General features: G+C 64.4%; 22 protein-coding genes. 18 read left to right on the top strand and 4 right to left on the bottom strand.

Features of this window, described 5'->3' with window-relative positions:
- Positions 1 to 86: 86 nt before the first annotated feature.
- The 14 genes from ispG to B0G62_RS09690 all read left to right on the top strand — a co-directional run bounded on the left by ispG (position 87) and on the right by B0G62_RS09690 (position 16,415).
- Complete coding sequence (gene ispG, locus B0G62_RS09755) at positions 87 to 1,406, top strand: flavodoxin-dependent (E)-4-hydroxy-3-methylbut-2-enyl-diphosphate synthase (protein WP_103703975.1); 1,320 nt, start codon at positions 87 to 89, stop codon at positions 1,404 to 1,406.
- 66 nt (positions 1,407 to 1,472) lie between these two features.
- Positions 1,473 to 2,810 carry a histidine--tRNA ligase gene (gene hisS, locus B0G62_RS09750; RefSeq protein WP_103703974.1) on the top strand — a complete coding sequence of 446 codons (1,338 nt, stop codon included), beginning with the start codon at positions 1,473 to 1,475 and terminating at the stop codon, positions 2,808 to 2,810.
- Positions 2,811 to 2,923: 113 nt separating this feature from the next.
- A complete protein-coding gene (locus B0G62_RS09745) occupies positions 2,924 to 3,553 on the top strand; it encodes a tetratricopeptide repeat protein (protein WP_103703973.1) in 630 nt (209 codons plus the stop codon).
- A 60-nt stretch (positions 3,554 to 3,613) separates the two neighbouring features.
- On the top strand, positions 3,614 to 4,759 hold the full coding sequence (gene bamB, locus B0G62_RS09740) for an outer membrane protein assembly factor BamB (RefSeq protein ID WP_103703972.1): 1,146 nt from the start codon (positions 3,614 to 3,616) through the stop codon (positions 4,757 to 4,759).
- 375 nt (positions 4,760 to 5,134) lie between these two features.
- Entirely contained in the window at positions 5,135 to 6,472 is a 1,338-nt protein-coding gene (gene der / locus B0G62_RS09735) for a ribosome biogenesis GTPase Der (RefSeq protein ID WP_103703971.1), read from the top strand.
- A gap of 173 nt (positions 6,473 to 6,645) precedes the next feature.
- A complete protein-coding gene (hfq, locus tag B0G62_RS09730; RefSeq protein WP_027814901.1) occupies positions 6,646 to 6,882 on the top strand; it encodes an RNA chaperone Hfq in 237 nt (78 codons plus the stop codon).
- Positions 6,883 to 6,956: 74 nt separating this feature from the next.
- Positions 6,957 to 8,129 carry a GTPase HflX gene (gene hflX / locus B0G62_RS09725; protein WP_407671111.1) on the top strand — a complete coding sequence of 391 codons (1,173 nt, stop codon included), beginning with the start codon at positions 6,957 to 6,959 and terminating at the stop codon, positions 8,127 to 8,129.
- A gap of 92 nt (positions 8,130 to 8,221) precedes the next feature.
- Positions 8,222 to 9,679 carry an FtsH protease activity modulator HflK gene (gene hflK, locus B0G62_RS09720; protein WP_103703970.1) on the top strand — a complete coding sequence of 486 codons (1,458 nt, stop codon included), beginning with the start codon at positions 8,222 to 8,224 and terminating at the stop codon, positions 9,677 to 9,679.
- 11 nt (positions 9,680 to 9,690) lie between these two features.
- A complete protein-coding gene (hflC, locus tag B0G62_RS09715) occupies positions 9,691 to 10,590 on the top strand; it encodes a protease modulator HflC (RefSeq protein WP_103703969.1) in 900 nt (299 codons plus the stop codon).
- 44 nt (positions 10,591 to 10,634) lie between these two features.
- A complete protein-coding gene (locus B0G62_RS09710) occupies positions 10,635 to 10,826 on the top strand; it encodes a DUF2065 domain-containing protein (RefSeq protein ID WP_103703968.1) in 192 nt (63 codons plus the stop codon).
- 129 nt (positions 10,827 to 10,955) lie between these two features.
- A complete protein-coding gene (locus tag B0G62_RS09705) occupies positions 10,956 to 12,110 on the top strand; it encodes an ATP phosphoribosyltransferase regulatory subunit (protein WP_103703967.1) in 1,155 nt (384 codons plus the stop codon).
- Between the two features lie 168 nt (positions 12,111 to 12,278).
- Positions 12,279 to 13,625 (top strand): adenylosuccinate synthase, encoded by a 1,347-nt coding sequence (locus B0G62_RS09700; protein WP_103703966.1) that lies wholly within the window; start codon positions 12,279 to 12,281, stop codon positions 13,623 to 13,625.
- A 23-nt stretch (positions 13,626 to 13,648) separates the two neighbouring features.
- Positions 13,649 to 14,221, top strand: coding sequence for a phosphoribosyltransferase (locus B0G62_RS09695; protein ID WP_103703965.1), 573 nt, complete (start codon positions 13,649 to 13,651; stop codon positions 14,219 to 14,221).
- Between the two features lie 307 nt (positions 14,222 to 14,528).
- Positions 14,529 to 16,415 carry a potassium transporter Kup gene (locus B0G62_RS09690; RefSeq protein ID WP_103703964.1) on the top strand — a complete coding sequence of 629 codons (1,887 nt, stop codon included), beginning with the start codon at positions 14,529 to 14,531 and terminating at the stop codon, positions 16,413 to 16,415.
- A 109-nt stretch (positions 16,416 to 16,524) separates the two neighbouring features.
- Here B0G62_RS09690 and B0G62_RS09685 read toward each other — a convergent pair whose 3' ends face one another.
- A complete protein-coding gene (locus B0G62_RS09685) occupies positions 16,525 to 18,888 on the bottom strand; it encodes a Tex family protein (protein WP_103703963.1) in 2,364 nt (787 codons plus the stop codon).
- A gap of 171 nt (positions 18,889 to 19,059) precedes the next feature.
- Here B0G62_RS09685 and B0G62_RS31595 point away from each other — a divergent pair, with 171 nt between their 5' ends.
- The 3 genes from B0G62_RS31595 to yoaA all read left to right on the top strand — a co-directional run bounded on the left by B0G62_RS31595 (position 19,060) and on the right by yoaA (position 22,766).
- Positions 19,060 to 20,082, top strand: a complete 1,023-nt coding sequence (locus B0G62_RS31595; protein ID WP_407671125.1) for a hypothetical protein — start codon at positions 19,060 to 19,062, stop codon at positions 20,080 to 20,082.
- Between the two features lie 116 nt (positions 20,083 to 20,198).
- Positions 20,199 to 20,432, top strand: coding sequence for a DUF465 domain-containing protein (locus tag B0G62_RS09675; protein ID WP_103704113.1), 234 nt, complete (start codon positions 20,199 to 20,201; stop codon positions 20,430 to 20,432).
- Positions 20,433 to 20,603: 171 nt separating this feature from the next.
- Complete coding sequence (yoaA, locus tag B0G62_RS09670; RefSeq protein WP_482811927.1) at positions 20,604 to 22,766, top strand: DNA repair helicase YoaA; 2,163 nt, start codon at positions 20,604 to 20,606, stop codon at positions 22,764 to 22,766.
- A 226-nt stretch (positions 22,767 to 22,992) separates the two neighbouring features.
- On the opposite strand, the gene B0G62_RS32100 is transcribed toward yoaA, so the two are convergent.
- Together B0G62_RS32100 and B0G62_RS09655 are read right to left on the bottom strand one after the other, a co-directional pair.
- Positions 22,993 to 23,268 (bottom strand): hypothetical protein, encoded by a 276-nt coding sequence (locus B0G62_RS32100; RefSeq protein ID WP_103703960.1) that lies wholly within the window; start codon positions 23,266 to 23,268, stop codon positions 22,993 to 22,995.
- Between the two features lie 232 nt (positions 23,269 to 23,500).
- Entirely contained in the window at positions 23,501 to 24,736 is a 1,236-nt protein-coding gene (locus tag B0G62_RS09655; RefSeq protein WP_103703959.1) for a cupin domain-containing protein, read from the bottom strand.
- A gap of 32 nt (positions 24,737 to 24,768) precedes the next feature.
- Here B0G62_RS09655 and B0G62_RS09650 point away from each other — a divergent pair, with 32 nt between their 5' ends.
- Positions 24,769 to 25,314: an FKBP-type peptidyl-prolyl cis-trans isomerase gene (locus B0G62_RS09650; protein ID WP_103703958.1), complete on the top strand. Its 546-nt coding sequence runs from the start codon at positions 24,769 to 24,771 to the stop codon at positions 25,312 to 25,314.
- Between the two features lie 99 nt (positions 25,315 to 25,413).
- Here the strand turns inward: B0G62_RS09650 and B0G62_RS09645 are convergent, their stop codons facing one another.
- The gene (locus B0G62_RS09645; protein ID WP_103703957.1) at positions 25,414 to 26,703 is read right to left on the bottom strand and encodes a hypothetical protein; all 1,290 of its coding nucleotides are present in this window, start codon (positions 26,701 to 26,703) and stop codon (positions 25,414 to 25,416) included.
- Positions 26,704 to 26,746: the final 43 nt, after the last annotated feature.

The raw sequence follows: 26,746 nt of genomic DNA, 5'->3' as shown, positions 1-26,746 counted from the left end.
GCGAAGATCAGTTTGCCGGCCGCGACGCTTTTTCAATTCGCGCAGCGTAGCCGTTCGTTGTGAGCGGTGGCGCGCGCGAGGTGTAAATGGGTTTTTCGATGCAAAGCGAAACGCAATCCCCGACCAGCAATAGTCAGATCGTGTCCAATGAACCGATCCTCGGCGGCCACGCGCCGCGCCGCAAGTCGCACGCCGTGCACGTGCGCTGGGGCGGCCAACTGGTGACGATCGGCGGCGACGCACCGGTGCGCGTGCAGTCGATGACCAATACCGATACCGCCGACGCGATCGGTACCGCGATCCAGATCAAGGAACTCGCGCAGGCCGGCTCGGAACTCGTGCGTATCACGGTCAATACGCCGGAAGCGGCAGCCGCCGTGCCGCACGTGCGCGATCAGCTCGACCGCATGGGCGTGATGGTGCCGCTCGTCGGCGACTTCCACTACAACGGCCACCTGCTGCTGCGCGACCATCCCGCGTGCGCGGAAGCGCTCTCGAAGTACCGCATCAACCCGGGCAACGTGGGCCAGGGCGCCAAGCGCGACACGCAGTACGCGCAGATGATCGAAGCGGCCATCAAGTACGACAAGCCGGTGCGTATCGGCGTGAACTGGGGCAGTCTGGATCAGGATCTGCTCGCCCGCATGATGGATGAGAACGCGGCGCGCAGCGTGCCGTGGGAAGCGCAGAGCGTGATGTACGAAGCGCTGATCCAGTCGGCCATCGGCTCGGCGGAACGCGCGGTCGAACTCGGTCTCACCCGCGACAAGATCATTCTGTCGTGCAAGGTCAGCGGCGTGCAGGATTTGATCGCCGTTTATCAGCAACTCGCGAAGCGTTGCGATTTCGCGCTGCACCTGGGTCTGACCGAAGCGGGTATGGGCTCGAAGGGCATCGTCGCTTCGACGGCGGCGCTGTCGGTGCTGCTGCAGCAGGGCATTGGCGACACCATCCGTATCTCGCTCACGCCGGAACCGGGCGGCGCGCGCACGGGCGAAGTCGTGGTCGGCCAGGAAATCCTCCAGACCATGGGCCTGCGTTCGTTCACGCCGATGGTCATCGCTTGCCCCGGTTGCGGGCGCACGACCAGCACGCTGTTCCAGGAACTCGCCTCGCAGATCCAGGGTTATCTGCGTGCGCAGATGCCGGTGTGGCGCGAGTCCTATCCGGGCGTCGAAACCATGAACGTGGCCGTGATGGGTTGCATCGTCAACGGCCCGGGCGAATCGAAGCACGCGAACATCGGCATCAGCCTGCCGGGCTCGGGTGAAAATCCGGCCGCGCCGGTTTTCATCGACGGCGAAAAGGTCAAGACGCTGCGCGGCGAGCGCATCGCCGAAGAGTTCCAGCAGATCGTGAGCGACTACGTCGCGCGCAAGTACGGCAAGGCTGAAGCCACCGCGTAAGCGTGTGGGCTACGGACTCCGGATATCGAGATTCGCAACGCACTCGCAACGACAATTCGCATCGCAATGACTGAACAGAAAAGAAAGCCCGAAAAGCTCACCGGCGTGAAGGGCATGAACGACATCCTGCCGCAGGATGCAGCGCTGTGGGACTTCTTCGAAACGACCGTGAAGTCCATGCTCCGTTCGTACGGATACCAGAACATCCGCACGCCGATCGTCGAGCATACGCAGCTCTTCACGCGCGGCATCGGTGAAGTGACCGACATCGTCGAAAAAGAGATGTACAGCTTCACGGACGCGCTCAACGGCGAAAATCTCACGATGCGCCCGGAAAACACGGCTGCGGTCGTGCGTGCGTCGATCGAGCACAACATGCTCTACGACGGCCCGAAGCGCCTGTGGTACATCGGCCCGATGTTCCGACACGAGCGCCCGCAGCGCGGCCGCTATCGCCAGTTCCATCAGGTCGGCGTGGAAGCGCTCGGCTTCGCGGGCCCGGATGCGGACGCGGAAATCATCCTGATGTGCCAGCGCCTGTGGGACGACCTCGGTCTGACCGGCATCAAGCTGGAGATCAACTCGCTGGGTCTCGCCGAAGAACGCGCGGCGCACCGCGTCGAACTCATCAAGTACCTCGAACAACACGTCGATCTGCTCGATGAAGACGGCAAGCGCCGCCTCTACACGAACCCGCTGCGCGTGCTCGACACCAAGAATCCCGCGCTCCAGGACATGGCCGACAAGGCGCCGAAGCTGATCGACTTCCTCGGCGAAGCTTCGCTCGCGCACTTCGAAGGCCTGCAGCGCATCCTGAAGTCGAACAACATTCCGTTCAAGATCAATCCGCGTCTCGTGCGCGGTCTCGATTATTACAATCTGACCGTGTTCGAATGGGTGACGGACAAGCTCGGCGCGCAAGGCACCGTCGCGGCGGGCGGCCGTTACGACCCGCTGATCGAGCAGCTCGGCGGCAAGCCCACGGCGGCGTGCGGCTGGGCGATGGGCATCGAGCGCATTCTCGAACTGCTCAAGGAAGAGAACCTCGTGCCGGAAGCCGAAGGCTGCGACGTCTACGTCGTGCATCAAGGCGATGCGGCGCGCGAACAGGCGTTCATCGTCTCCGAGCGCCTGCGCGATACGGGTCTCGACGTCATTCTCCATTGCAGCGCGGACGGCCAGTCGGCCAGCTTCAAGTCGCAGATGAAGCGCGCGGACGCGAGCGGCGCGGCGTTTGCCGTGGTGCTCGGCGAGGACGAAGTGGCGCAGGGCGTGGCCGGTGTGAAGGCGTTGCGCGGGAATGCCGCGGAGGCTCGCAGCGAGCAACAAACGGTAGCCTTTGAGGACTTGACCGAATATCTGATCAATGCGATGGTTGCATCCGCCGAAGATGGCGAGGATTGATCCAGCGTATTTGATCACCTTGATGGCGCGCCGCTTCGTCCGGCATTGACCTGTATTGACCTATGCGGCGCGCCCGAAAACAGGCTTCAAAATAAACGAGGAATCGCTACGCGATGAGTTATCACGACGAACAGGAATCGATCGAGAGTTTCAAGGCCTGGTGGACGCAGTGGGGCAACGCGACCACGTGGGTCGTGCTGATCGTTCTGCTCGCGCTCGCTGCGTGGAATGGCTGGAACTTCTGGCAGCGCCGTCAGGCTGCCGAAGCCGCCGTTCTGTATGACCAGGTCCAACAGGCTGCCACGGGCGCCGACAAGGCGCTGCTCACGCGCGTCGCGACCGACATGGAAGATCGCTTTGGCGGCACCGCCTATGCACAGATGAGCGCGCTCACGGTGGCGAAGTCGCTCTATATGGCAGGCGACACGGCAGGCGCGAAGGCGCAACTGCAATGGGCTTCCGAGCACGCCAGGGACGAGGAATTCCGCCAGATCGCGAAGCTGCGTCTCGCGTCGGTGCTGCTTGACGAGAAGGCCTACGATCAGGGCCTCGCGCTGATTCCGCAGCCCGATTCGGGTCCGTTCAAGGGTGTTGTGGCCGACGGCCGCGGCGACCTGCTCGCGGCAGCGGGCAAGCGCGACGACGCGCGCGCGGCCTACAAGGTCGCGCTCGACAGCCTGCCGAAGACCGACGCGTCCGAGCGTCAACTGGTCCAGTTCAAGCTCGACGCTCTGGGCGGCTAACGCGCTGCCGGCATCGATCGCAACATCATTCAACCAACTCCATTCATGCTTCGTTCACCGATGAATCTGCTGAAACGAACCGTTGTGCCTGTCGCCTGCGCGATGACCGTTCTCGCACTGGCGGCTTGCTCGTCGACCAAAGACGAGCGCCGCGTGCCGGTGCCGCTGACCGAGTTCAAGCCGGTGCTGGACGTCCAGCAGGTGTGGAAGGCGAGCGTCGGCAAGGCCGGCCGCTATCTGTTCTCGCCGGTCGCTGTGGGCGACACCGTGTACGCCGCGGGCGCCAACGGCTCGGTCGCCAAGATCGATGCGCAAACGGGCAAGGAAGTCTGGAGCATCAAGCTCAAGGACGATCTGTCGGCGGGCGTCGGCAGCGACGGCAACCTCACGGCCGTCGGCGGCCTGAAGGGCGACGTGTACGTGCTCGATTCGAACGGCAAGCTCTCGTGGCAAGCGAAGGCGCCGGGCGAGATCATCTCGCCGCCGCTCGTCGGCAATGGCCTCGTGGTCGTGCGCACGATCGACGGCCAGGTTGTCGCGTTCAACGCGCAGACGGGCGAGCAGAAGTGGGCCTATCGCAACCGCGCCGTGCCGCTGAATCTGCGCGTGTCGGCCGGCATGACCTTCGCGGGCGACCAGGCCGTGCTCGCGGGTTTCCCGGGCGGCGCGTTCTCGGCGATCAACCTGCAAAGCGGCGACGCATTCTGGGAAACGCCGGTGTCGTATCCGAAGGGCGTGACCGAAGTCGAGCGTATCAATGACGTGAGCGGTCCGCCCACGCTGATCGGCGCGACGACCTGCGCGGTCACGTTCCAGGGCCAGCTGGGCTGCTTCGACGCCAATTCGGGCCGTCCGATGTGGGAAAAGCCGTTCTCGAGCACGAGCGGCATTGCCCAGGACGACACCACGGTGGTCGGCGGCGACGACTGGTCGGTCGTGAAGGCCTACAACGTCGCGACCGGCGCGCAGACCTGGAGCACGGACAAGCTCAAGAACCGCGACGTCAGCGTGCCGGCGATGCTCGGCCACGCGGTGGCGGTGGGCGACTATCAGGGCTACGTGCACTTCCTTTCGCTCGACGACGGCAGCTTCGTCTCGCGCGTGAAGACCGACGGCAGCCCGATCACGGCAGCGCCTGTGCTGGCCGGCAATACGCTGGTGGTGCAGACGAAGGACGGCGATCTCTACGGTCTGCGCCCGCGCTGATCGAATCATGGCGCCGGGCGCGAAGCCGGGCGTCACTTCGAGGGGCCGCGCCCGCGGGCAGCGGCCTCTTGTGTTTTTCCGGCGTTTTTGCGTGCAGCGGTGGCTTGATACTGCACGCCGCCCGCGAACTGAATGAAACTTAATGAGACGACGGATGGCCGGGGCGGCTACCCCCGGTGTTCCTGTCGAACGTCGAAGCGCAACTTGCCGCTTCGGGCTGGCCGGCGCGACATCGCGCCGGGACCGGCAATCGGGTGCCCGGCCCGATTCGTGATAATTTGCAACTATTGCAGCATCTGCGGGCACTCATAGCAGATGCTTGCCGCGCAGCGCGCCGGACGTCCCGGCGCCGCGCCTTACTGTAGAAAAGATCAGATGAAACCCGTAATCGCCCTCGTCGGGCGCCCCAATGTGGGGAAATCCACGCTCTTCAACCGGCTCACGCGTTCGCGCGATGCGCTGGTCGCCGATCTGCCCGGTCTTACGCGCGACCGCCACTATGGCGAAGGGCGCGTGGGCGATCGCGCCTATCTGGTGGTCGATACCGGCGGCTTCGAGCCGGTCGCCAAGGACGGCATCCTGCACGAAATGGCGCGTCAGACGCGCCAGGCGGTCGAGGAAGCCGACATCGTCGTCTTCATCTGCGACGGTCGTAACGGCCTGGCGCCGCAGGACAAGCACATCGCCGATTACCTGCGCAAGACCGGCCGGCCGATCTTCCTCGTGGTCAACAAGGCCGAGGGCATGAAGTACAGCGCCGTCGCGGCTGACTTCTACGAACTCGGTCTGGGCGACCCGCGCGCGATTTCGGCGGCGCACGGCGACGGCGTGACGGAGATGATCAACGAGGCGCTCGACCAGGCCTACGCCGATCGTCCGGAAGAGGATGAAGACGACGCCAGCAAGCACGGCATCAAGATCGCGATCGTCGGCCGCCCGAACGTCGGCAAGTCCACGCTCGTCAATACGCTGATCGGCGAAGACCGCGTGATCGCGTTCGACATGCCGGGCACGACGCGCGATTCGATCTATGTGGACTTCGAGCGCAACGGCAAGAAGTACACGCTCATCGATACGGCTGGTCTGCGCCGTCGCGGCAAGGTGTTCGAGGCGATCGAGAAGTTCTCGGTGGTGAAGACGCTGCAGTCGATCGCCGACGCCAACGTGGTGATCCTGCTGCTCGACGCGCATACGGAAGTTTCCGATCAGGACGCGCATATCGCCGGCTTCGTGGTGGAGCAGGGGCGCGCGCTCGTGGTGGGCATCAACAAGTGGGACGGCATGGACGATCACGCGCGTGAGCGCACCAAGCACCACTTGCAACGCAAGCTGAAGTTCCTCGATTTCGCAGAAATGCGCTTTATTTCGGCGACGGAAAAATTCGGCATTGGCCCGCTGATGCGCTCGGTGGACGACGCCTACGCTGCGGCGATGGCCAAGCTGCCGACGCCGAAGCTCACGCGCGCCCTGATCGAAGCCGTCGAGTTCCAGCAGCCGCGCCGCCGCGGCCCGGTGCGTCCGAAGCTACGCTACGCGCACCAGGGGGGACAGAACCCGCCGATTATCGTGATCCATGGCAATGCGCTTGACGCGGTCACGGAAACCTACAAACGCTACCTGGAAAACCGCTTCCGCGAAACTTTCTCGCTGAAGGGGACTCCATTGCGAATAGAGCTTCGTTCTTCGACGAACCCCTACACGGAGAAGAGCTGAACTGCGTTCGCTACCGCGCATTACCGCACCAGATGGCGCGGTCAGGCCGTCTGGCCGGGCCGCCGCAAGCGGCGCGGGGTAACGAGAATCAGCTATAGTGTAGCGATTGGTGGTGGATTTCTTTTTCTTCATCCCAATATAAGTTAAACCTGCAAAAAAATACGGAGTTTGCTATGAGCAACAAAGGGCAACTGTTACAAGACCCGTTTCTGAACGCGCTGCGCAAGGAGCACGTGCCTGTTTCGATCTACCTGGTCAACGGCATCAAGCTTCAGGGGAACATTGAATCGTTCGACCAGTACGTCGTGTTGCTCCGTAATACGGTTACGCAAATGGTTTACAAGCACGCCATTTCCACGGTGGTCCCGGCCCGTCCGGTGAACTTCCACCCGGATTCGGAAGCGTCCTGACCCATGACGCGGCCGGTTCGGGGCGCCTCGCAGGCGCTGCCGGGCCGGCCGTTTCCATTTTGATACCAGACAATTTGATCAACGCCGCACTTGTCGGCATCGACTTCGGTAAGACCGACTTCGAAGCCAGTCTCGAAGAACTCAGCCTGCTCGCCAAAAGCGCGGGCGCTACTCCCGCTGTCACGCTCACCGGGCGCCGCTCCAGCCCCGACGCCGCCATGTTCATCGGCAGCGGCAAGGCCGAGGAACTGCGTCTCGCCTGTGAAGCGAACGACATCGAAATCGTCATCTTTAATCACGCGCTATCGCCCGCCCAGCAACGTAACCTGGAGCGTGCACTTGGCCGCCGCGTGGTGGATCGCACCAGCCTCATTCTCGACATCTTCGCGCAGCGCGCGCGCAGCCACGAAGGCAAGCTGCAGGTCGAACTCGCCCAGCTCCAGTATCTCGCCACGCGCCTCGTGCGCGCCTGGACCCACCTTGAGCGTCAGAAGGGCGGTATTGGTCTGCGTGGCCCCGGCGAAACGCAGCTTGAAACCGACCGCCGCCTGATTGGCGAGCGCATCAAGATGCTGCAGGGCAAGCTCGCCAAGCTGCGCCGTCAGCACGGCACGCAGCGCCGTCAGCGCGAACGCACGCGCACCATGTCGGTGTCGCTCGTCGGCTATACGAACGCCGGTAAATCCACGCTTTTCAATGCGCTCACCAAGGCGCAGGCTTATGCCGCCGACCAGTTGTTCGCGACGCTCGATACGACCTCGCGGCGCGTGTGGCTCGGCGACGAAGTCGGCCAGATCGTGCTGTCCGATACCGTGGGCTTTATCCGCGAACTGCCTCACCAACTGGTGGCGGCCTTCCGGGCGACGCTGCAGGAAACCGTGCAGGCCGACCTGCTGTTGCACGTGGTCGATGCGTCGAGCGCGGTGCGTCTGGACCAGATCGATCAGGTCAACGACGTGCTGCACGAGATCGGCGCCGATACGATCCGCCAGGTGCTGGTGTTCAACAAGATCGACGCCGTGCCCGAACTGGCGGCCCGAGGCGGGACGGTCGAGCGGGACGAGTATGGTAATATTTCGCGCGTCTTTTTAAGCGCGCGCACGGGCGTCGGACTGGATGCATTGCGCGCCGCCATCGCCGAAATCGCGACGGCCGTTCCGCTCGTCGAGCCGTCGCAGCCTCAGGCCGCAGCCGACTGGAGTCCGCTGTCGCACGAACCCAGCAGGGAACCCGAGCACGGCCGCTGAACCCAAACCGGCAGCGCCCGGCGTCGCCCTCGTGGTGCGCGGGCGCATTTCCACGCACATGACCCGCTGTCTACTCTGGTGAACGAACACAGGTGAACGATTACAACAAGCGGACTGGCTGGCGCGCGCGTGCCATTTTCTCGCTGAACGACCCGCGATGGGGCCGCGGCGAGGGCAATGGCCAGCGCAACGACGACGCGCGGCGTCCGTCGGGCAATAACGGCAACGACGGCAAGGGCGACGGCCCGCCCGATCTCGACGAAATGTGGCGCGAGTTCAATCGCCGCCTGTCGTCGTTCTTCGGCAAGAAGGGCAAGGGGCCTGGCGGCCTCGGACCGCGTCCGGACAACGGCCATGGTGCGCGCATCGGCGTGGGCATCGTGCTCGGCGTGCTGATCGCCATCTATGTCGGCAGCGGCGTGTTCATCGTTCAGGACGGTCAGGCCGGCGTCGTGCTGCAGTTTGGCCAGTATCGTCATACCGTGGGTCCGGGCGTGCATTGGCGCATGCCGTTCCCGTTCCAGGCGCACGACATCGTGAACGTTGGCCAGATCCGCAGCGTCGAGATCGGCCGCAACAATCCGGTACGTCCGTCGAACGTGAAGGATGCCTCGGTGATCACGCACGACGGCGACATTCTCGACGTGCGTCTGATCGTGCAGTACCAGGTCAAGCAGCCGACCGACTATCTGTTCCGCAGCGTCGATCCCGATCTCACCGTGAGCCAGGCCGCGCAGGCCGCGGTGCGCGCGGTCGTGGGCGCGCACAGCACCAGCGATCTCCTTTACGCGGACCGCGAACCGATCCGCGCACAGCTCGCCGATACGATCCAGCACGCGCTCGACCAGTACAAGACGGGCCTGGGCGTAGTGGGCGTGACGATCCAGAGCGTAGCCGCGCCCGATAGCGTGCAGGCCGCCTTCGACGATGAAGCGAAAGCCCATCAGGACAGCGACCGCGCGAAGCGCGACGCGCAGGCTTATGCCGATCAGCTGCTGCCGCGCGCGCAGGCCGACGGCGCACGTCTGATCGACGACGCCAAGGCATATAGCGACCGCGTGGTCGAGCAGGCGCAAGGCGATGCCCAGCGCTTCAACAGCGTCTACGAGCAGTACGCGAAGGCACCGGCGGTGATTCGCGAGCGCATGTACCTGGATACGATGCAGCACATCTACTCGAATACGACGAAGGTGTTCGTCGACAGCAAGTCGGGCAACAACGTGATTTATTTGCCGCTCGACAAGATCGTCGACGCGACGCGTCAGCGCGCCGCGGCAGCGGTCGCCGCGTCGGGCGCGGCCGCAGCGAATGCGTCCGCGGCGAACGGCGCAGCCGATGCGAACGGCAATGCGAACGGCAATGTGAACAGCGGCGCGGCCTCCGTGCCGGCAACGAATAGCGACACGCAGCAGAACGTGCAGCCGCAGGGCGCCCAGCAGCAGGGCGCAGCGCCCGCTCTCTCGGCCAGCGACGCTGCGCAGGCCGCGAGCGATGCTTTCCGCTCGCGCGACGGGTTCCGCTCGCGCGGCCGCGAAGACGACGTGCAATAAGGGGCGCCGATATGAACAAGATCATTGCGTTCGTCGTCGCCTTCGTGGTGGTGGTGCTCGTGGCTTCGTCGGCGGTGTTCGTCGTCGATCCGCGCCATGTGGCCGTGGTGTCGTCGTCGGGCGGCTCGAAAGCCTCGCTCGCCGAGCCGGGCCTTCACGTGAAGCTGCCGCCGCCGTTCCAGACCGCGACCTTTCTCGACACCCGCATCCAGGCGTTCGACGCGCCGGACGCCGACCGCTACACGACCTCGGACAAGACCGAGCTGCTCGTGAACCCGGTCGTGCGCTATCGCATCGGCGAGCCGCTCAAACTGTTCGCGGCGACCAAGGGCGATCCGCAGACACTCGCCGACCGGCTCGCCTCGCTTTCGCGCGATGCGTTGTCCGACGCGTTCTCGAAGGTGACGCTGACCGATGCGCTCGCGCAGCAGGAAGCCATCGCCGCCCGCGCACGCGATGAGTTGAAGACCGCCGCCGCGCCGCTCGGCATCGACGTGATCGATATCGAACTCACGCGCATCGACTATCCGGCCGAACTCGCCGACGTGGTCTACAAGCGCATGAGCGCCGCGCGCGAGCAGGCCGCCGCCGACGAGCGCGCGAAGGGCGCCGCCGTTGCCCAGCAGATCAAGGACGAGGCGCAGCGCAAGCAGCAGGGCGCGGTCGCGGAAGCGTACAGCCAGGCGCAGGCCATCAAGGGCGAAGGCGACGGGAAAGCCGCCGCGATCGCCGCGCAAGCCTATGGCCGCGATCCGGACTTCTATCGCTTCTATCAGAGCATGCAGGCCTATCGCGAAAGCTTCAAGCCGGGCGACGTGGTCGTGGTCGATTCGTCGAGCGACTTCTTCCGCTTCATGCGCAGTCCGAACGGAGAGGCGTCGCCGGCTCCCGCCGCGCCACGCAAACACTAAACGAGACACTGGCGCCGCGCGTGTGCGCGGCGCACCTTCTTCGCATGGACATAGCCGGCTCCCTGTTGCTCGCGATCGCATTGATGCTGATTATCGAGGGCATGTTCCCGTTCGTCTTCCCGACGGCGTGGCGCGACACTTTCCGTAGAATTGCGGAACGGCCGCCGCATCACATCCGCATCGGCGGGTTGATCGTGATGGGACTCGGTCTCGTGCTGCTGATGCTCGCCACCTGAATTCAAGGCGCGCGCCGCGAGGCGCTCGCCGTTTCTATCGTCCGGCCCGCGCAGGGCGTGCGTTCGCGTGCGCCGTCGCTGCTTTTTGCGGCGTTTTAACGCGGCCCTTATCGTCGTAGGACTCCCCCGATGTCGACCTGGTTACTTCCCGAGAATATCGCCGACGTGCTGCCGTCCGAGGCGCGCAAGATCGAAGAGCTGCGCCGCCGCCTGCTGGACCGCTTCCGTGCTTACGGCTACGAAATGGTCATGCCGCCGCTGCTCGAATACATCGAGTCGCTGCTGGTCGGCAACGGGCGCGATCTGGATCTGCGCACGTTCAAGCTCGTCGATCAGCTCTCGGGCCGCACGCTCGGCCTGCGCGCCGACATGACGACGCAGGTGGCGCGCATCGATGCGCACCTTTTGAACCGTCAAGGCGTGACGCGCCTGTGCTACGCGGGCAACGTGCTGCATACGCGTCCGCGCGGCCTGCACGCGACGCGCGAACAGATCCAGATCGGCGCTGAAATCTACGGTCACGCCGGCCTCGAAGCCGACCTCGAAATCCAGCAATTGCTGCTCGACGCGCTGCGCCTGGCGGGCCTCTCGAAGGTGCGTCTGGATTTGTCGCACGCGGGCGTGCTCGCGGCCATTTTCGAAGCCGATCCGGCCGCCGCGGCGCTGGGCGACGCTCTGTATGAAGCACTCGCAGGAAAGGACGTGCCGCGCCTCGCCGAACTCACCGCGAACCTGCAAGCGGTTTCGCGCGACGCACTGCGCGCGCTGCCGTCACTGTACGGCGACGCGAGCGTGATCGAAGAGGCGCGCCAGCGTCTGCCGGCGCTGCCCGGCATCGCGCGCGCGCTCGACGATCTCGCGTTCCTGATGGGCGGGATCGAGGGCGCGGAACTGATGCTCGACCTCGCGGATCTGGGCGGCTATGCGTACCACAGCGGCGTGATGTTCTCGGCCTACGTGGACGGCGTGCCGAACGCGGTGGCGCGCGGCGGCCGCTACGACAAGGTGAGCGAGGCTTATGGCCGCGCCCGCGCGGCCACGGGCTTTTCGCTCGATCTGCGCGAGGTGGCGCGTATTTCGCCGGTCGAAGCGCGCAGCAGCGCGATTCTCGCGCCGTGGCGCCACGACGAGGCGCTGAGCGCCGCCGTCGCGGCCCTGCGCAATGCAGGCGAAGTGGTGATCCAGGCGCTGCCGGGCCACGAACACGATATGGACGAATTCGCCTGCGACCGCGTGCTGGTCGAGCGCGACGGCGCATGGGTCGTGGAAGTGCGCGCCGCCTGAGATGTCCGCGGGATGGTCGGAGAAGGCGGCTCGAAGCGTGCCGGAAGCTTCAGGCGCCGACCCGCATACCGTTGAGCGCAAAAGGAAATTCCGCGAATTTCGGGAAAAAATGGCGGCCTCGCCGCCGAACCCAGGTAGAATACGTTTTTAACCAGCTAACGAAACACCATGTCTGCCAGCGCAGTGAATGTAACCCCGGGACGCAACGTCGTCGTCGTGGGCACCCAATGGGGCGATGAAGGCAAGGGCAAGATCGTCGACTGGCTGACGGACCACGCGCAAGGCGTGGTGCGTTTCCAGGGCGGTCATAACGCCGGCCACACTCTCATCATCGGCGGCAAGAAGACCATTCTCCGACTGATCCCGTCGGGCATCATGCGCGCCGGCGTCGCCTGCTACATCGGCAACGGCGTGGTGCTTTCGCCGGAAGCCCTGTTCAAGGAAATCGGCGAACTCGAAGAAGCGGGCGTTGACGTCCAGAAGCGCCTCTTCATCTCCGAAGCGACCACCCTCATCCTGCCGTACCACATCGCCATCGACCAGGCGCGCGAAGCCCGCCGCGGCGCCGCGAAGATCGGTACGACCGGTCGCGGCATCGGCCCGGCCTACGAAGACAAGGTGGCGCGCCGCGGTCTGCGCGTGCAGGATCTGTTCGAGCCGGAAACCTTCGCTGAGCGCCTGCGCGAGAACCTCGACTACCACAACTTCGTGCTCACGCAGTACCTGGGCGCGCCGGCTGTCGACTATCAGCAGACGCTCGACACGATGCTCTCGTACGCCGACCGTCTCAAGCCGATGGTAGCGGACGTTTCGCGTCGCCTTTATGACGTGAACAACGAAGGCGGCAACCTGCTGTTCGAAGGCGCGCAAGGCACGCTGCTCGACATCGACCACGGCACCTATCCGTTCGTCACGTCGAGCAACTGCGTCGCGGGTGCGGCTTCGGCCGGCGCGGGCGTCGGTCCGCAAAAGCTCAACTACGTGCTCGGCATCACCAAGGCGTACTGCACGCGCGTCGGCTCGGGTCCGTTCCCGAGCGAGCTGTACGACGCCGACAACGCCGATCGCCAGGAAGAAGTGGGCCTCACGCTCGCGAAGGTCGGCAAGGAATTCGGTTCGGTCACGGGTCGTCCGCGCCGCACCGGCTGGCTCGACGCCGCTGCGCTGCGCCGCTCGATCCAGATCAACGGCGTGACGGGCCTGTGCATCACCAAGCTCGACGTGCTCGACGGTCTCGAAGAAGTGAAGCTGTGCGTCGGCTACAAGGTCGATGGCAAGGATGTGGACATTCTGCCGCGCGGCGCCACGCAGGTTGCAGCGTGCGAACCGGTCTACGAGACCTTCGCAGGCTGGAAGGAAAGCACGATCGGCGTGACGCAGTTCGACGCGCTGCCGAAGAGCGCCCAGGCATACCTCACGCGCGTGCAGGAAGTCGCCGGCGTGCCGATCGACATGGTATCGACCGGCCCGGATCGCGACGAAACGATCCTGCTGCGTCACCCGTTCAAGGTTTAAGCAGGAAGAAGGCAGAAGCAAAAATGATTCAAATGACGGACCCGCGCAACGACGATAAACATCTGTGGGTAGGCTGGGACGAGTACCACCGTCTGATCGAACTGCTCGCGCTCAAAGTGCACGAGTCGCGCTGGAAGTTCGACCAGATCCTGTGCCTCGCGCGCGGCGGTCTGCGCGTGGGCGACCAGCTTTCGCGTATCTACGATCTGCCGCTGGCAATCCTCGCAACCAGCTCGTACCGCGAAGCCGCGGGCACGGAGCAGGGTGAGCTGGACATCGCGCAGTACATCACGATGACGCGCGGCGAACTCTCGGGCAACGTGCTGCTGGTCGACGATCTGGTCGATTCGGGCGTCACGCTTGCACGCGTGCAGGAACACCTCAAGTCGCGCTATCCGGCTGTTACGGGCGTGCGTTCCGCGGTGCTCTGGTACAAGGGCTGCTCGAAGGTGACGCCGGACTATTTCGTCCAGCATCTGCCGACGAACCCGTGGATCCACCAGCCTTTCGAGGAATGGGACACGGTGCGTCCGCACAACCTTGGCGCATGGATCAAGCGCGGCCTCCAGCAGGCCCAGCAGGATTCGCAGAAGTAACTGCCAGGTCCAGTATGACCCGAGCCGCCGGCGGCGCTGCATGCGCCGTGCGGGTGGCCGGGAATCGAACGGAGCCTCACGAGGCTCCGTTTTTTATGCGCGAAACCTTTGCACAATGGCGCCTCGATGCACCCGCTCGCACTTCGCGGCACAAGCGGGCAGACTGTGTCAAAGGCGAATGCTAAACTGCGCGGGGACCCGATCAGTCGCGGGGCCACAACGAACATCCGCGACGCCTCTGGGTTCCGCCCCCAAGCCGGTTTAGAATAGCGCTCGTTTTTTCCGCCTCAAACGGATCTCCGCGTATATGACAACTAGCACGCACGTGGCAAAGCAGCCGCTACCCACACTCGCCGTAGCGGCCATCGGCGTGGTGTTCGGCGACATCGGCACGAGTCCGCTGTACTCCCTCAAAGAGGCGTTCAGCCCCGCCCACGGCATTCCTCTGAACGACACTTCCATTCTCGGCGTCATCTCGCTGCTGTTCTGGGCGATCGTGATCGTCGTCAGCATCAAGTACGTGCTGCTCGTGATGCGCGCCGACAATAACGGCGAGGGCGGCGTGCTCGCGCTCATGGCGCTGGCAATGCGCTCGTTCGATCGCCGGAGCAAGGCGGCCGTGGTGCTCACGGCGCTGGGCATATTCGGCGCCTGCATGTTCTACGGCGACGCCGTGATTACGCCGGCGATCTCGGTGATGTCGGCGGTCGAAGGGCTCGAACTTGCCGCCCCCAAGCTCACGCATCTGGTGCTGCCGATCACGATGGTGATCCTGATCGCGCTGTTCTGGATCCAGCGTCACGGCACCTCGCTCGTCGGCCGCCTGTTCGGGCCGATCATGGTGCTGTGGTTCGTGACCATCGCCGTGCTGGGCATTTCGCGCATCGTGCAGCAGCCTGGCGTGATCGCCGCGCTCAATCCGTACTACGCCTTCACGTTCATGGGCGCGCACCTGCTGCAGGCCTACGTGGTGCTCGGCTCGGTCGTGCTGGTGCTGACCGGCGCGGAAGCGCTCTACGCCGACATGGGCCACTTCGGCGCGAAGCCGATCCGCTGCGCGTGGTACACGCTGGTGATGCCGTCGCTCGTGCTCAACTACTTCGGGCAAGGCGCGCTGCTGATGCAGGACCATAGCGCGATCGAAAACCCGTTCTTCCTGCTCGCGCCGGACTGGGCGCTGCTGCCGCTCGTCGTGCTCTCGACGGTCGCGACGGTGATCGCCTCGCAGGCCGTGATTTCGGGTGCGTACTCGCTCACGAGCCAGGCGATCCTGCTCGGTTACGTGCCGCGCATGAAGGTGCTGCACACGTCGGATCTCGCCATCGGCCAGATCTATGTGCCGGTCGTGAACTGGATGCTGCTGTTCATCATTCTGTGCATCGTGGTGGCCTTCAAGAGTTCGGACAATCTCGCCGCTGCGTACGGTATCGCCGTGACCGCGACGATGGTGATTACCACGGTGCTCGTCGCCGTCGTGATGACGAAGGTCTGGAAGTGGAACCGGGCGCTCGTCGCCTGCATCATCGCGGTGCTGCTGGCTGTCGATCTGGGCTTCTTCGGCGCGAACCTGCTGAAGGTCGAAGAGGGTGGCTGGCTGCCGCTGGGCATCGGCGCGCTGCTGTTCTTCCTGCTGATGACCTGGTTCAAGGGGCGCATGATCGTCAAGGAGCGCACCGCAGCCGATGGTATTCCGCTCATGCCTTTCCTGCAGGGGCTGCTCGCGCATCCGCCGCATCGCGTGTCGGGCACGGCTATCTATCTCACGGGCAGCGACGCGCTCGTGCCGGTGAGCCTGCTGCACAACCTCAAGCACAACAAGGTGCTGCACGAGCGCACGATCTTCCTCACGTTCAAGATCCGCGACATTCCCTATGTGCCCAACGCGGAGCGTGTCAGCGTGCGTGACGTTGGCGGCGGGCTGTATCTCGTGAAGGCCGATTATGGTTTCAACGAGACGCCGGACGTGAAGGCCGTGCTCGAAGAGGTGGGTCGCGCGCAAGGCCTGTCGTTCGAAATGATGGACACGTCGTTCTTCCTCGCGCGCGAGACCGTGGTGCCGACGCAGTTGCCCGGCATGTCGATTTTCCGCGAGCGCATCTTCGCGTGGATGCATCAGAACGCCGCGAAGCCGACCGATTTCTTCAGCATTCCCGCCAATCGCGTGGTGGAGTTGGGGACGAAGATCGAGATTTGACGAGGGTGCCGGCGCGAGCCGGAGCCGGACAAAAAAATGGCGCCGCGAGGCGCCATTTTTTGTTGCGTGCGCAACGTGAGCCGCACGGCTCACGCGCGCTTTACGGCGGTTATCGCTTGAGCTTCGCGAACGCCGCCGCCATCGCGCCAGCCGGCTCCGCGTCGCGCGAGCGTTGACCACCGCCACGGTGGTTGGCATTGCCGCCGCGATCATTCCGGTCGTTGCGATCACCACGGTCGCGATTGCCGCTGCCCGCGCCGCCGCTGCGTTGCGCGGCGCTTGCCGGATCGTCGTCCATGCGCATCGTGAGCGCGATGCGTTGACGCTTCACGTCGACGTCGAGCACCTTGACCTTCACGACCTGACCAGCCTTCACGACTTCGTGCGGATCCTTGATGAACTTCGTCGACAGCGCCGAGACGTGCACGAGGCCGTCCTGATGCACGCCCACGTCGACGAACGCGCCGAACGCCGCCACGTTGGTCACGACGCCTTCGAGCACCATGCCCGGCACGAGGTCCGAGACTTTCTCGACGCCGTCGCGGAAGGTGGCGGTCTTGAACTCGGGACGCGGATCGCGGCCCGGCTTTTCCAGTTCGCTCAGGATGTCGCGCACGGTCGGCAGACCGAAGCGATCGTCGACGAATTCGGTAGGCGAGAGACCCGAAAGCGCCTCGCGATTGCCGAGCACGTCGCCGATGGCGCGCTGGATCTTCGCGAGCATGCGCTCGACGACCGGATACGCTTCCGGGTGCACCGACGAGCGATCGAGCGGATTTTCGCCGCTGTTGATGCGCAGGAAGCCCGCAGCCTGCTCGAAGGTCTTGTCGCCCAGACGCGGTACCTTTTTCAGATGCTCGCGCGAGGGGAAGGGACCGTTCGCGTCGCGGTAATCGACGATATTGCGTGCGAGCGTGGCGTTCAGACCCGACACGCGCGCGAGCAGCGCGACCGACGCCGTGTTCGCATCGACGCCCACTGCGTTGACGCAATCCTCGACGACTGCGTCGAGCGAGCGCGCGAGTTCGCGCTGGTTCACGTCGTGCTGATACTGGCCCACGCCGATCGCCTTCGGCTCGATCTTCACGAGTTCGGCGAGCGGGTCCTGCAGGCGGCGCGCGATCGACACGGCGCCGCGCAGCGAGACGTCCATTTCCGGGAATTCCTTGGCCGCCAGTTCGGACGCCGAATAAACCGATGCGCCGGCTTCGGACACCACGATCTTTTGCAGCTTCAGTTCCGGATGCTTCGAAATCAGCTCGCTCGCGAGCTTGTCAGTTTCACGCGAGGCCGTGCCGTTGCCGATGCTGATGAGTTCCGCCTGCGTCTGCGCGGCGATGCGCGCGAGTTTGGCGAGCGACCCGTCCCAGTCGCGGCGCGGTTCGTGCGGGTAGATCGTGTCGGTCGCGAGCACCTTGCCGGTGCGATCGACCACGGCCACCTTCACGCCCGTGCGCAGACCCGGATCGAGGCCGATCACGGCCTTGGGGCCGGCGGGAGCCGCCAGCAGCAGATCCTTGAGGTTGCGCGCGAACACGCGGATCGCCTCGTTTTCGGCCTGCTCGCGCAGGTTTGTCAGCAGTTCGTTTTCGAGGTGCGGCTGCACCTTGACGCGCCAGCACCAGCGGCACACGTCCGAGAGCCATTTGTCGGCCGGACGGCCCTGGTTGGCGATGCCGAAGTGGCGTGCGATATGCGCTTCGCCCGGATGCGGCGTCTGCGTGTCGAGCTCGCCGCCCAGACCCAGCTTCACCATCAGCACACCGGCGTTACGGCCGCGAAAGAGGGCGAGCGCGCGGTGCGACGGCACCGTCTTGATGGTCTCGGAGTAGTCGTAGTAGTCGCGGAATTTTTCGCCTTCCTCGTTCTCCTTGCCTTCGACCACGCTCGACATCACGACGCCCTGGTTGTGCAGCCAGTCGCGCAGTTTGCCCAGCAGCTCGGCGGTTTCGCCGAACTGTTCCGACAGAATGTCGCGCGCGCCGTCGAGGGCGGCTTTCACGTCGGCGACACCCTTTTCGGCGTCCACGTATTGCGCGGCTTCCGTTTGCGGATCGAGCAGCGGGTTCGCGAGCAGGGCGTCGGCGAGCGGCTGCAGGCCGGCTTCGCGCGCGATCTGCGCGCGCGTGCGGCGCTTGGGCTTGTACGGGAGATAGAGGTCTTCGAGAACCTGCTTGCTGTCGGCGGTCTCGATGGCGGTGCGCAGTTCGTCGGTGAGCTTGCCTTGCTCGTCGATGCTCGCGAGGATCGCGGCGCGGCGCTCTTCGAGTTCGCGCAGATAGATCAGCCGCTCTTCGAGCGTGCGCAGTTGCGTATCGTCGAGATTGCCCGTGACTTCCTTGCGGTATCGGGCGATGAACGGAACGGTCGCTCCTTCGTCGAGAAGCTGGACGGCGGCCGCCACCTGACGCGGCTGAACGGTCAGCTCGCTGGCGATACGCTGGACGATCTTGAGTGCTACGGTTTCCGTCATAGGGTCTGGATATTCCTGCGAGGATCGGTTTGCGGTCCGGATTGGCTTTCCGGCAACCGGCGCGGCAACCGGCGGGACAGGTCCGCGAAGGCGCGCCCGCCGGCCAGTGGAGCGGGGCATTTTGCCATAAATGGCCGGGCGCTCAACCCGGGGGGTGTTAGAATTTGCGGCATGTTCCGCTGCCCTCAGAAGACGTTGAACCCATCCCGCTTGTTATCTGTCCGGTCCCGTGCGCGCGAAGGCGCCGCATGGCAGACCACCGCCCGCGCGGCGGCTTGTGCCGTCGCCTTGCTGGCCGCGGCGAGTGTTCCGGCCCTTGCGCAGGAGGCAGCAGCCTCTGGGATGGTTTCCGGCGTCGATACGGCGGCAAGTGGCGCGCAAGCGCGCACGGCTTCCGGTGCGCTGGCTCCGCTCGGTGCATCGGGCACTTCGTCGGGCGTTTCGTCGGACACTCAGGATAGCGCGGTCCAGAACGATTTCGCCGCGCGCCAGAAGGTCCTTGACCGGCGTACGGCGGAAAACAACTATCAGTACGGCGTGGCGCAGCACAACTGCTACGACACGTTTTTCGTGAATCACTGTCTTGGCAAGGCGCGCGACTCGATGCGCGTGGTGCAGGCGGACATTCGCCAGCAGCAGTTGGCGCTCGACGAAGAGCAGCGTGCCGACAACGCACGCCGCCGCGACGAGCAGGCCGCGCTGCAACGCGCGCGCGACCAGGCCGATGCGCCGCAGCGCGCCGCCAACGAGACGGCGAGTGCGCAGGCGTTCGAGGACAAGCAGCGCCAGCATGCGCTCGATCAGGCGCAGCGCCAGGCGGAAGCGCCGCAGCGCGCGGCGAACGAGCAGGCGTTCCAGGACAAGCAGCGTCAGCATGCGCTGGATCAGGCGCAACGTGAAGGCGCACAGGCGCAGTCGCAGCGTTCGGCCAACCAGGCTGCCTACGACAAAAAGCAGTCGGATTACCAGAAGCAGCTGGATCAGGCCCGCGCCCAAGGTCAGCAACAGGCTCAGGAACGGGCCGACAAGGCCCAGCGCTTCCAGCAGAAGCAGGAAGACGCCGCGAAGCACAAGGCTGACGTCGAAGCACGCCAGAAGCAGGCGGCCGAGAAGGCTCAGCAGCAAGAACAGCAAAAGCAGCAGCAGGAACAGCAACAACAGCAGCTTAAGCAGCAACAGCAGCAGGGCCAGTAATACAGAGCCAGTAACACAGAGTCGCACCCCGCAACACCACGCTTTTTCAGCCAGACAGCAACCTCAGGCGTGTGACCCTTCGCAAGGCGCACGCCGTTCATGACGAGGAGGCGAGCATGCGCGAGCAACGTGAAGTCAAGAGCGAGGTCCTTCGTGACCGCATTCTGCAACTGGAATCGGAACACGGGGATCTTGACCGTGTGATTGAGCGGATGTGCGAGACGTCGGACTTCGACGATCTCGAACTGCAGAAGCTGAAGAGGCGCAAGCTCAAGCTGAAAGACAACATCATCTTGCTGCAATTGCAGCTGGACCCCGATTTACCGAAGACTTCGAACGGGCACGCCTGACTTCGGGTCCCGGCAGGCGCCGGGGCGCGGCAGCAGTCGGGCCGCGCCCCGAGGTCCGAGCAGGAACCGCTTGCCTTGAATTCAACGACCGTTTCCCGATCCGGTTCTGCGCGCGACGATGGCGCGCGGAACAGTGACGCGCGCGCTGCGCAAACGGCGTCGGCGCCTGCCCTGAGCACGCGTCGCGGCGCCGAGCTCGAACAACTGTTCGCCGCCGACGGCCTTCTCGCACGCGAGATCGACGGCTATCGGCCGCGTGCCGCGCAGATCGAAATGGCGCGCGCCGTGGCGGCCGCCATGGAAGCCGCCGCCCAGGCGCAGGCCGAGCCGGCTGCGTTCGAGCTTCAGTCGCGTCCGGCGCGCCGTCTCGAGCGCGGCGCCCCCGTCGCGCCGCAGGCCGAGGACGCCGCCAACGCCGCCGCCGAATCCGGCGACAACACCCTGATCGTCGAAGCCGGCACGGGCACCGGCAAGACCTATGCCTACCTCGTGCCGGCGATGCTGTGGGGCGGCAAGGTGATCGTCTCCACCGGCACCAAGCACCTTCAGGATCAGCTTTTCGCCCGCGATATCCCGACGGTGCGCGACGCGCTCGCCGTGCCGGTAAGCATCGCGATGCTCAAGGGCCGCTCGAACTACCTGTGCCATTACTACCTGCAGCGCACGGCCGATAACGGTCGACTGCCATCGCGGCAGGAGACGGCGTATCTGCAGGAAATCATCCGCTTCGCGAAGATCACGCGCTCGGGCGACAAGGCAGAACTCGCGAGCGTGCCGGAAACGGCCGCGGTGTGGTCGATGGTCACCTCCACGCGCGATAACTGCCTCGGCCAGGAGTGTCCGAATTACAAGGACTGCTTCGTGATGCAGGCGCGCCGCGAGGCGCAGCAGGCCGACATCGTGGTGGTGAACCACCATCTGTTCTTCGCCGATATCATGCTGCGCGACACCGGCATGGCCGAACTGCTGCCGAGCGCGAACACGATCATCTTCGACGAAGCGCACCAGTTGCCCGAAACGGCCACGCTGTTCTTCGGCGAGACGCTGTCGACCACGCAGTTTCTCGAACTCGCGCGCGATTGTGTCGCGGAAGGGTTGAGCCACGCACGCGATGCGGTCGAGTGGGTCAAACTCGGCGCGGCGCTCGAACGCGCGGCGCGCGATGTGCGGCTCGCGTTCAAGGAAGATTCGCTGCGTGTGTCGATCACGCAGTTGCCGGACGATCATCCACTGTTCGATTCGCTCGATGCCTTGCAGACCGAGCTTGGCGCGCTTGCCAACGCGCTTGCGGGTCAGGCCGAGCGTGCGGAGTCGCTGGGCGCGTGTCTGCGCCGCGCGCGCGAGCTGCAGGGCGTGCTCAACGGCTGGGCGGTGCCGGGCGGATCGGCCGAGGCCGTGGCGAGCGACAACAAGCGCGAACGTGAAGGCGATGGCGACGAAACCCGCCATCCCGCCGACGACGAAAAAGTCCGCTGGGTCGAAGTGTTTTCGCATACCGTGCAACTGCACGAGACGCCGCTGTCCGTCGCGCCGATTTTCGCGAAGCAGCGTGCCGGTGTGCCGCGCACGTGGATCTTCACATCGGCCACGTTGTCCGTGCGTGGCGACTTCACGCACTATGCGGCGCAGATGGGCCTGAGTTCGCGCCGCTCGATGACTTTGCCGAGTCCGTTCGACTATCCGCAACAGGGCTTGCTCTACGTGCCGCGCAATATGCCGCAGCCGTCGTCGCCGCAATTCACCGATGCCGTGTTCGATGCCGCGTTGCCGGCCATCGAGGCGTCGGGCGGCGGCGTCTTCATGCTGTGCACGACGCTGCGCGCGGTCAACAAGATCGCCGACCGGCTGCGCGAGACGATCGAAACGCGTGGCTGGAGCACGCCGTTGCTCGTGCAGGGCGACGCAAGCCGCACCGAACTGCTGGAGCGCTTCCGTGCCTATGGCAACGCGATTCTGGTGGGCAGCCAGAGCTTCTGGGAAGGCGTGGATGTGCGGGGCGACGCTTTGTCGCTCGTCGTCATCGACAAGCTGCCTTTCGCGCCGCCCGATGATCCGGTGCTGGCCGCGCGCCTCGATGCGCTGACGAAGAAAGGCTTGAGCCCGTTTGCGGTTCATCAATTGCCGCAGGCCGTCATCACGCTCAAGCAGGGCGCAGGGCGGCTGATTCGCGCGGAAACCGATCGCGGGGTGCTGATGATCTGCGATACGCGTCTTGTCGATAAGCCTTATGGCCGACGTATCTGGCAAAGCCTGCCGCCGTTCAAGCGCACGCGCGAGATTGAAGTGGTGCAGGCGTTTTTCTCGGGCGAAGACGACGCGCAAGAGGGCGCGTAATACACGCTTGCAGATAATAGAGATGGGTTACATGCGTTGAGCATGAAATCCATCCTCTTTTTGCGCTGATTTCGATTTCGAAGCCATAAACAGAAAAGCCACGAACTTGCGTTCGTGGCTTTTCTGTATGCCCGCCGTGCGTCCGACGATGTCGTCAGGCTGCACGGCGTTTCGCGCCGATGCCCGTATGAGCCGAAGCTCCGGACGGGCAGCGTGCGAATGCAGCTTACTGGCTTGCGCCCGATGCCGGAGCAGCAGCCGAAGCAGCAGCGTCCGAAGCAGCAGCGCCTGCGTCCGAAGCCGCAGCCGTAGCCGAAGCAGCAGCGTCGCTCGCAGCAGCAGCAGCGCCCGAAGCAGCAGCTGCGGAATCCGAAGCAGCAGCAGCCGGTGCCGAAGCAGCGGTCGCATCGCTAGCCGGCGCAGCAGCTTGGTCGCTGCTCTTGTTGCATGCAGCCAGTGCAACAGCTGCCAGCAGGGATGCTACGAGGAGGGATTTCTTCATGATCACGTCCTTTTATGGTTAAAGGTAAGCAACAGCGCAAAATAATACCGGTAATGTGCCCCAACACCGACCTTGAGCCGCTGGTGGAGATGCACTGCAAGAGCGTGAATCTTCCCTACGGCCTGGGCGGAAATTATAGGCACTTTCGTATCGACCGTCGACAAATCCGGGGACAATACGTTGTCTTTCTCATACAAGCACTATATTAGTACGGTATAACAGCCCGAAGCGCTTAGGCAAGCGCCCCCAGCCGTATCCAGCCCGCACAATACCACTCGTGTAGCAACACTGTCACACTCGAATCGTGTGAGAGTGTTACAAAGCGTTTCCCATCCAGCAAGCGGTTATCGGCCAATGCCGGCAGCCACTTCCTTGCTTCTTTGAGCAAGTACTGTTCCCCGTTGAGGTAATACGACCGCGCATCGTAAAGCAGGATTGTCCTGCGGTCGAGTGTTATCCCGCTTTTCGCGGCGCGCGCAACAAAACGGGCCTCGTCGAGGGGCTTTTCGGGGGCGTCGAACACCACATTGGATTTCGGTTCTGAAAGCCAGGACCCCACGAACGACGATACATCCGCATCGTTCCAGCGCACTTTAGCAAGCACCGACGAGACGCGCTCCACAAGTGCCGGGGGCAGTTGTGCAGGACGCGACACGGCGGGCTGATCGGGGTCGCGATAGAGCGTCGGATTACCTGCGGGCGCCTTGTCCGCGCCGCGTTCAGCGAGCCAGTAAAGAAACTGGCTCGTGAGTTCGTCGGTGGAAGGCGAACGAAAGCCGATCGAGCACGTCATGCACTCGCCCTCGGCCACGCCGTCGTGCGCGATGTGCGGCGGCAGATACAGCATGTCGCCCGGTTCCAGCACCCATTCCTCTTCCGGCTCGAAGTTCGCGAGCACCTTGAGCGGCAATCCTTCCTGCAACGACAGATCGCGCTGCGCACCGATGCGCCAGCGCCGCTTGCCATGCACCTGGAGGAGAAACACGTCGTAGGAGTCGAAATGCGGGCCTACGCCGCCGCCGTCGCTCGCGTAGGAGATCATCAGATCGTCCAGGCGCGCGTCGGGTGCGAAGCGGAAGCGTTCGAGCAGCGCGCGGGCGCGATCGTCGTGAAGATCGGCGCCTTGCACGAGCAGGGTCCATTGGCGCGTCCTGGGCGTGGGCAGTTCGTCTTCGGCGAAGGGGCCGTGTTCGAGCGCCCAGCGCTTGCGGAAATGCGTGATGAGGCGCGACTCGACATCGTCGTTGTCGGCCAGCGCGAAGAGTTCGTCGCGCGAGAGCGGCGCCTCGATGCCGGGTATCGCCTGGCGAATCAACAATGGCTTTTTCTGCCAGTATTTCTTCATGAACTGTGCCGGACTCAGGCCGCCAAGCAGCGGCGTGGGCGTATCGGGCGCAGGACATGCCAGGGACGGGGAGGCGCGCCGCTTGCGGGCGTCCTCCGGGTGGTCAGGGGACCGCTTGGGCATCGTATAATGTGGTCTGTAATCTGGAGAATCGAATGAAAATCGCAAAGGACACCGTCGTGTCGGTCGCTTACAAGCTATCGGATGCGCAGGGCAATCTGATCGAGGAAAGCGACGAGCCGATGGTCTATCTGCACGGCGGCTATGATGGCACGTTCCCCAAGATCGAGGAAGTGCTGGACGGCAAGGAGCCGGGCTTCGAGACCCAGATCCAGCTTGAGCCGGTAGACGCATTTGGCGAATACGATCCCGAACTCGTGAAGATCGAGCCGCGCGGCCGCTTTCCGGAGCCGCTCGAAGTCGGCATGCAGTTCGAGGGAACGCCCGAAGAGGGCGATGAGGATCTCGACTCGCTCATCTACACCGTCACGGACGTGGCGGAAGACAAGGTCGTGCTCGACGGCAACCACCCGCTCGCGGGCATGGCATTGCGCTTCGCACTGACCGTCAAGGAAGTGCGTCAGGCGACCGAAGACGAAATCGAGCATGAGCACGCGCATGGCGCGGACGGCCTCGAAATCGCCGATGAGGACGAAGACGAAGACGGCGACGAAGAAGATTCGAAGCCGACCCTGCATTAAGCAGGACGATGCGCCGGACCGGGTTTCCCGGTACCGGCGTTTTTTATTTGAGCGCCTTTTCTCCCAAGCCCCAGTCTTCCTTGCGGGCAACTTAGGTCGTCAGTTCGAAGGCATGGCGGGCGCCTGCTGCTGAATCCACGGCGGCGGCATGAGCGGTCGCGGCGGCGCAACCGTTTGCGATGCACCCGACCCCGCGGATCCTCCCATCCCCTCACCACTTCCCCCTGGCGCACTGGCTGCGTTGAGATCGGGCGCCTGCTGCATACCGGGAATCTCCGTTACGTCAGGCATCGACGATATCTCCGGCATTTCGGGCGACAGGGGTTGCTGCTGCGGCGGCAGCAAGGGCAGATGCTTCGGCACGTCGCGCACGCTCACGCGCAGCGGTGTATTGCGCGCCATGTCGGCGTCCACCTGCAGCCATTGCGTGAGCGGATCGCGCAGCGAGAACGTCACGCGCGTTACGTTAGCAATCCTGATTCCTTTTTCATTGCGCAAAGGCTGGTCGATCGTGAAGCCGCGCGGGAGTTTTGCTTCATCGGGATGCACGACGATGATCGGACCGCGAAAGCTATCCGCGAGCTTCACCAGGCTGCGGCGCAATTCCGCATAGCCGTCACGCGGCGCGCGGTGAAAACGCAGCCACGCGAAGCGATCCGATCGATCTTCGCGATCGGGCAACGCGTCGGCTTCCATGAAGATGACGATGGCGCGCGCGTTGCGCCGACGCGCGAATTCGGCCGCATGTTCCAGCCAGAATCCGTTCGCGATCAAGCGGTCTTCGAATTCGCCATTGCGCCCGCCCGCGTTCAGGAAGTGGTTGTTGCCGTTGGGCACGTTGAGCGTGACGAACACGGTATCGCCGACCTGCCAGCGCACGTTTTCGCGATAGGGGCGAAAGCGCGAGACTTCACTTTCGCGTGTCAGCGCAAGCGGCGTTTCGCCAAGCGCGTTAGCGTCGCCGTAGAAGTTCTGGCGCAGAAAATCGAGCCGTTCGACCGGATCGTAGCCGCCCGCGCCGCTGGCGCCGCACGTTATCCAGTCGCGCTGTCCCGGCACGAACACGACGGGTGCGCGGGACGCTTCGAGCAGATCGCGGCGCCGCTCATAAAGGTGATCGACGCACGACTCGCGCGGACCTTTGAGATTGCCGTCGTAGACGAGAAAGGAGATTTGCGGATCGCGCCCGATGGCATCCACGAGGCGTTGCAGGGCGGTTTCGTCACCGGGTTCGGTGACGACGTTGGCCACCACGGCGAACGCGTAGCGCCAGGCAGGGGTTGGCGCTTGCTGCGCCCTGGCCGCGAAAGCCAGGCCGGGCGTGCCCATCGCACACAATGCAATCAGCCACGCGAGCGCGTGATAGAGCGCACGATAGAGGCCGCGCAAAGCAAAGCCGCCGCGGCCATACGGGGATGGCCACGGCGGCGTC

The sequence above is a fragment of the Paraburkholderia eburnea genome (assembly GCF_002917095.1).
Classification (GTDB): domain Bacteria; phylum Pseudomonadota; class Gammaproteobacteria; order Burkholderiales; family Burkholderiaceae; genus Paraburkholderia; species Paraburkholderia eburnea.
Note: the sequence above shows the minus strand (reverse complement) of the source record. Positions and strands in the feature narration are given on the sequence as shown.

Coding starts and splice junctions, on each gene's coding strand:
- ispG (WP_103703975.1), top strand. CDS start 87: ATGGGTTTTTCGATGCAAAGCGAAACGCAATCCCCGACCAGCAATAGT.
- hisS (WP_103703974.1), top strand. CDS start 1,473: ATGACTGAACAGAAAAGAAAGCCCGAAAAGCTCACCGGCGTGAAGGGC.
- B0G62_RS09745 (WP_103703973.1), top strand. CDS start 2,924: ATGAGTTATCACGACGAACAGGAATCGATCGAGAGTTTCAAGGCCTGG.
- bamB (WP_103703972.1), top strand. CDS start 3,614: ATGAATCTGCTGAAACGAACCGTTGTGCCTGTCGCCTGCGCGATGACC.
- der (WP_103703971.1), top strand. CDS start 5,135: ATGAAACCCGTAATCGCCCTCGTCGGGCGCCCCAATGTGGGGAAATCC.
- hfq (WP_027814901.1), top strand. CDS start 6,646: ATGAGCAACAAAGGGCAACTGTTACAAGACCCGTTTCTGAACGCGCTG.
- hflC (WP_103703969.1), top strand. CDS start 9,691: ATGAACAAGATCATTGCGTTCGTCGTCGCCTTCGTGGTGGTGGTGCTC.
- B0G62_RS09710 (WP_103703968.1), top strand. CDS start 10,635: ATGGACATAGCCGGCTCCCTGTTGCTCGCGATCGCATTGATGCTGATT.
- B0G62_RS09705 (WP_103703967.1), top strand. CDS start 10,956: ATGTCGACCTGGTTACTTCCCGAGAATATCGCCGACGTGCTGCCGTCC.
- B0G62_RS09700 (WP_103703966.1), top strand. CDS start 12,279: ATGTCTGCCAGCGCAGTGAATGTAACCCCGGGACGCAACGTCGTCGTC.
- B0G62_RS09695 (WP_103703965.1), top strand. CDS start 13,649: ATGATTCAAATGACGGACCCGCGCAACGACGATAAACATCTGTGGGTA.
- B0G62_RS09690 (WP_103703964.1), top strand. CDS start 14,529: ATGACAACTAGCACGCACGTGGCAAAGCAGCCGCTACCCACACTCGCC.
- B0G62_RS09685 (WP_103703963.1), bottom strand. CDS start 18,888: ATGACGGAAACCGTAGCACTCAAGATCGTCCAGCGTATCGCCAGCGAG.
- B0G62_RS31595 (WP_407671125.1), top strand. CDS start 19,060: ATGTTCCGCTGCCCTCAGAAGACGTTGAACCCATCCCGCTTGTTATCT.
- B0G62_RS09675 (WP_103704113.1), top strand. CDS start 20,199: ATGCGCGAGCAACGTGAAGTCAAGAGCGAGGTCCTTCGTGACCGCATT.
- B0G62_RS32100 (WP_103703960.1), bottom strand. CDS start 23,268: ATGAAGAAATCCCTCCTCGTAGCATCCCTGCTGGCAGCTGTTGCACTG.
- B0G62_RS09655 (WP_103703959.1), bottom strand. CDS start 24,736: ATGCCCAAGCGGTCCCCTGACCACCCGGAGGACGCCCGCAAGCGGCGC.
- B0G62_RS09650 (WP_103703958.1), top strand. CDS start 24,769: ATGAAAATCGCAAAGGACACCGTCGTGTCGGTCGCTTACAAGCTATCG.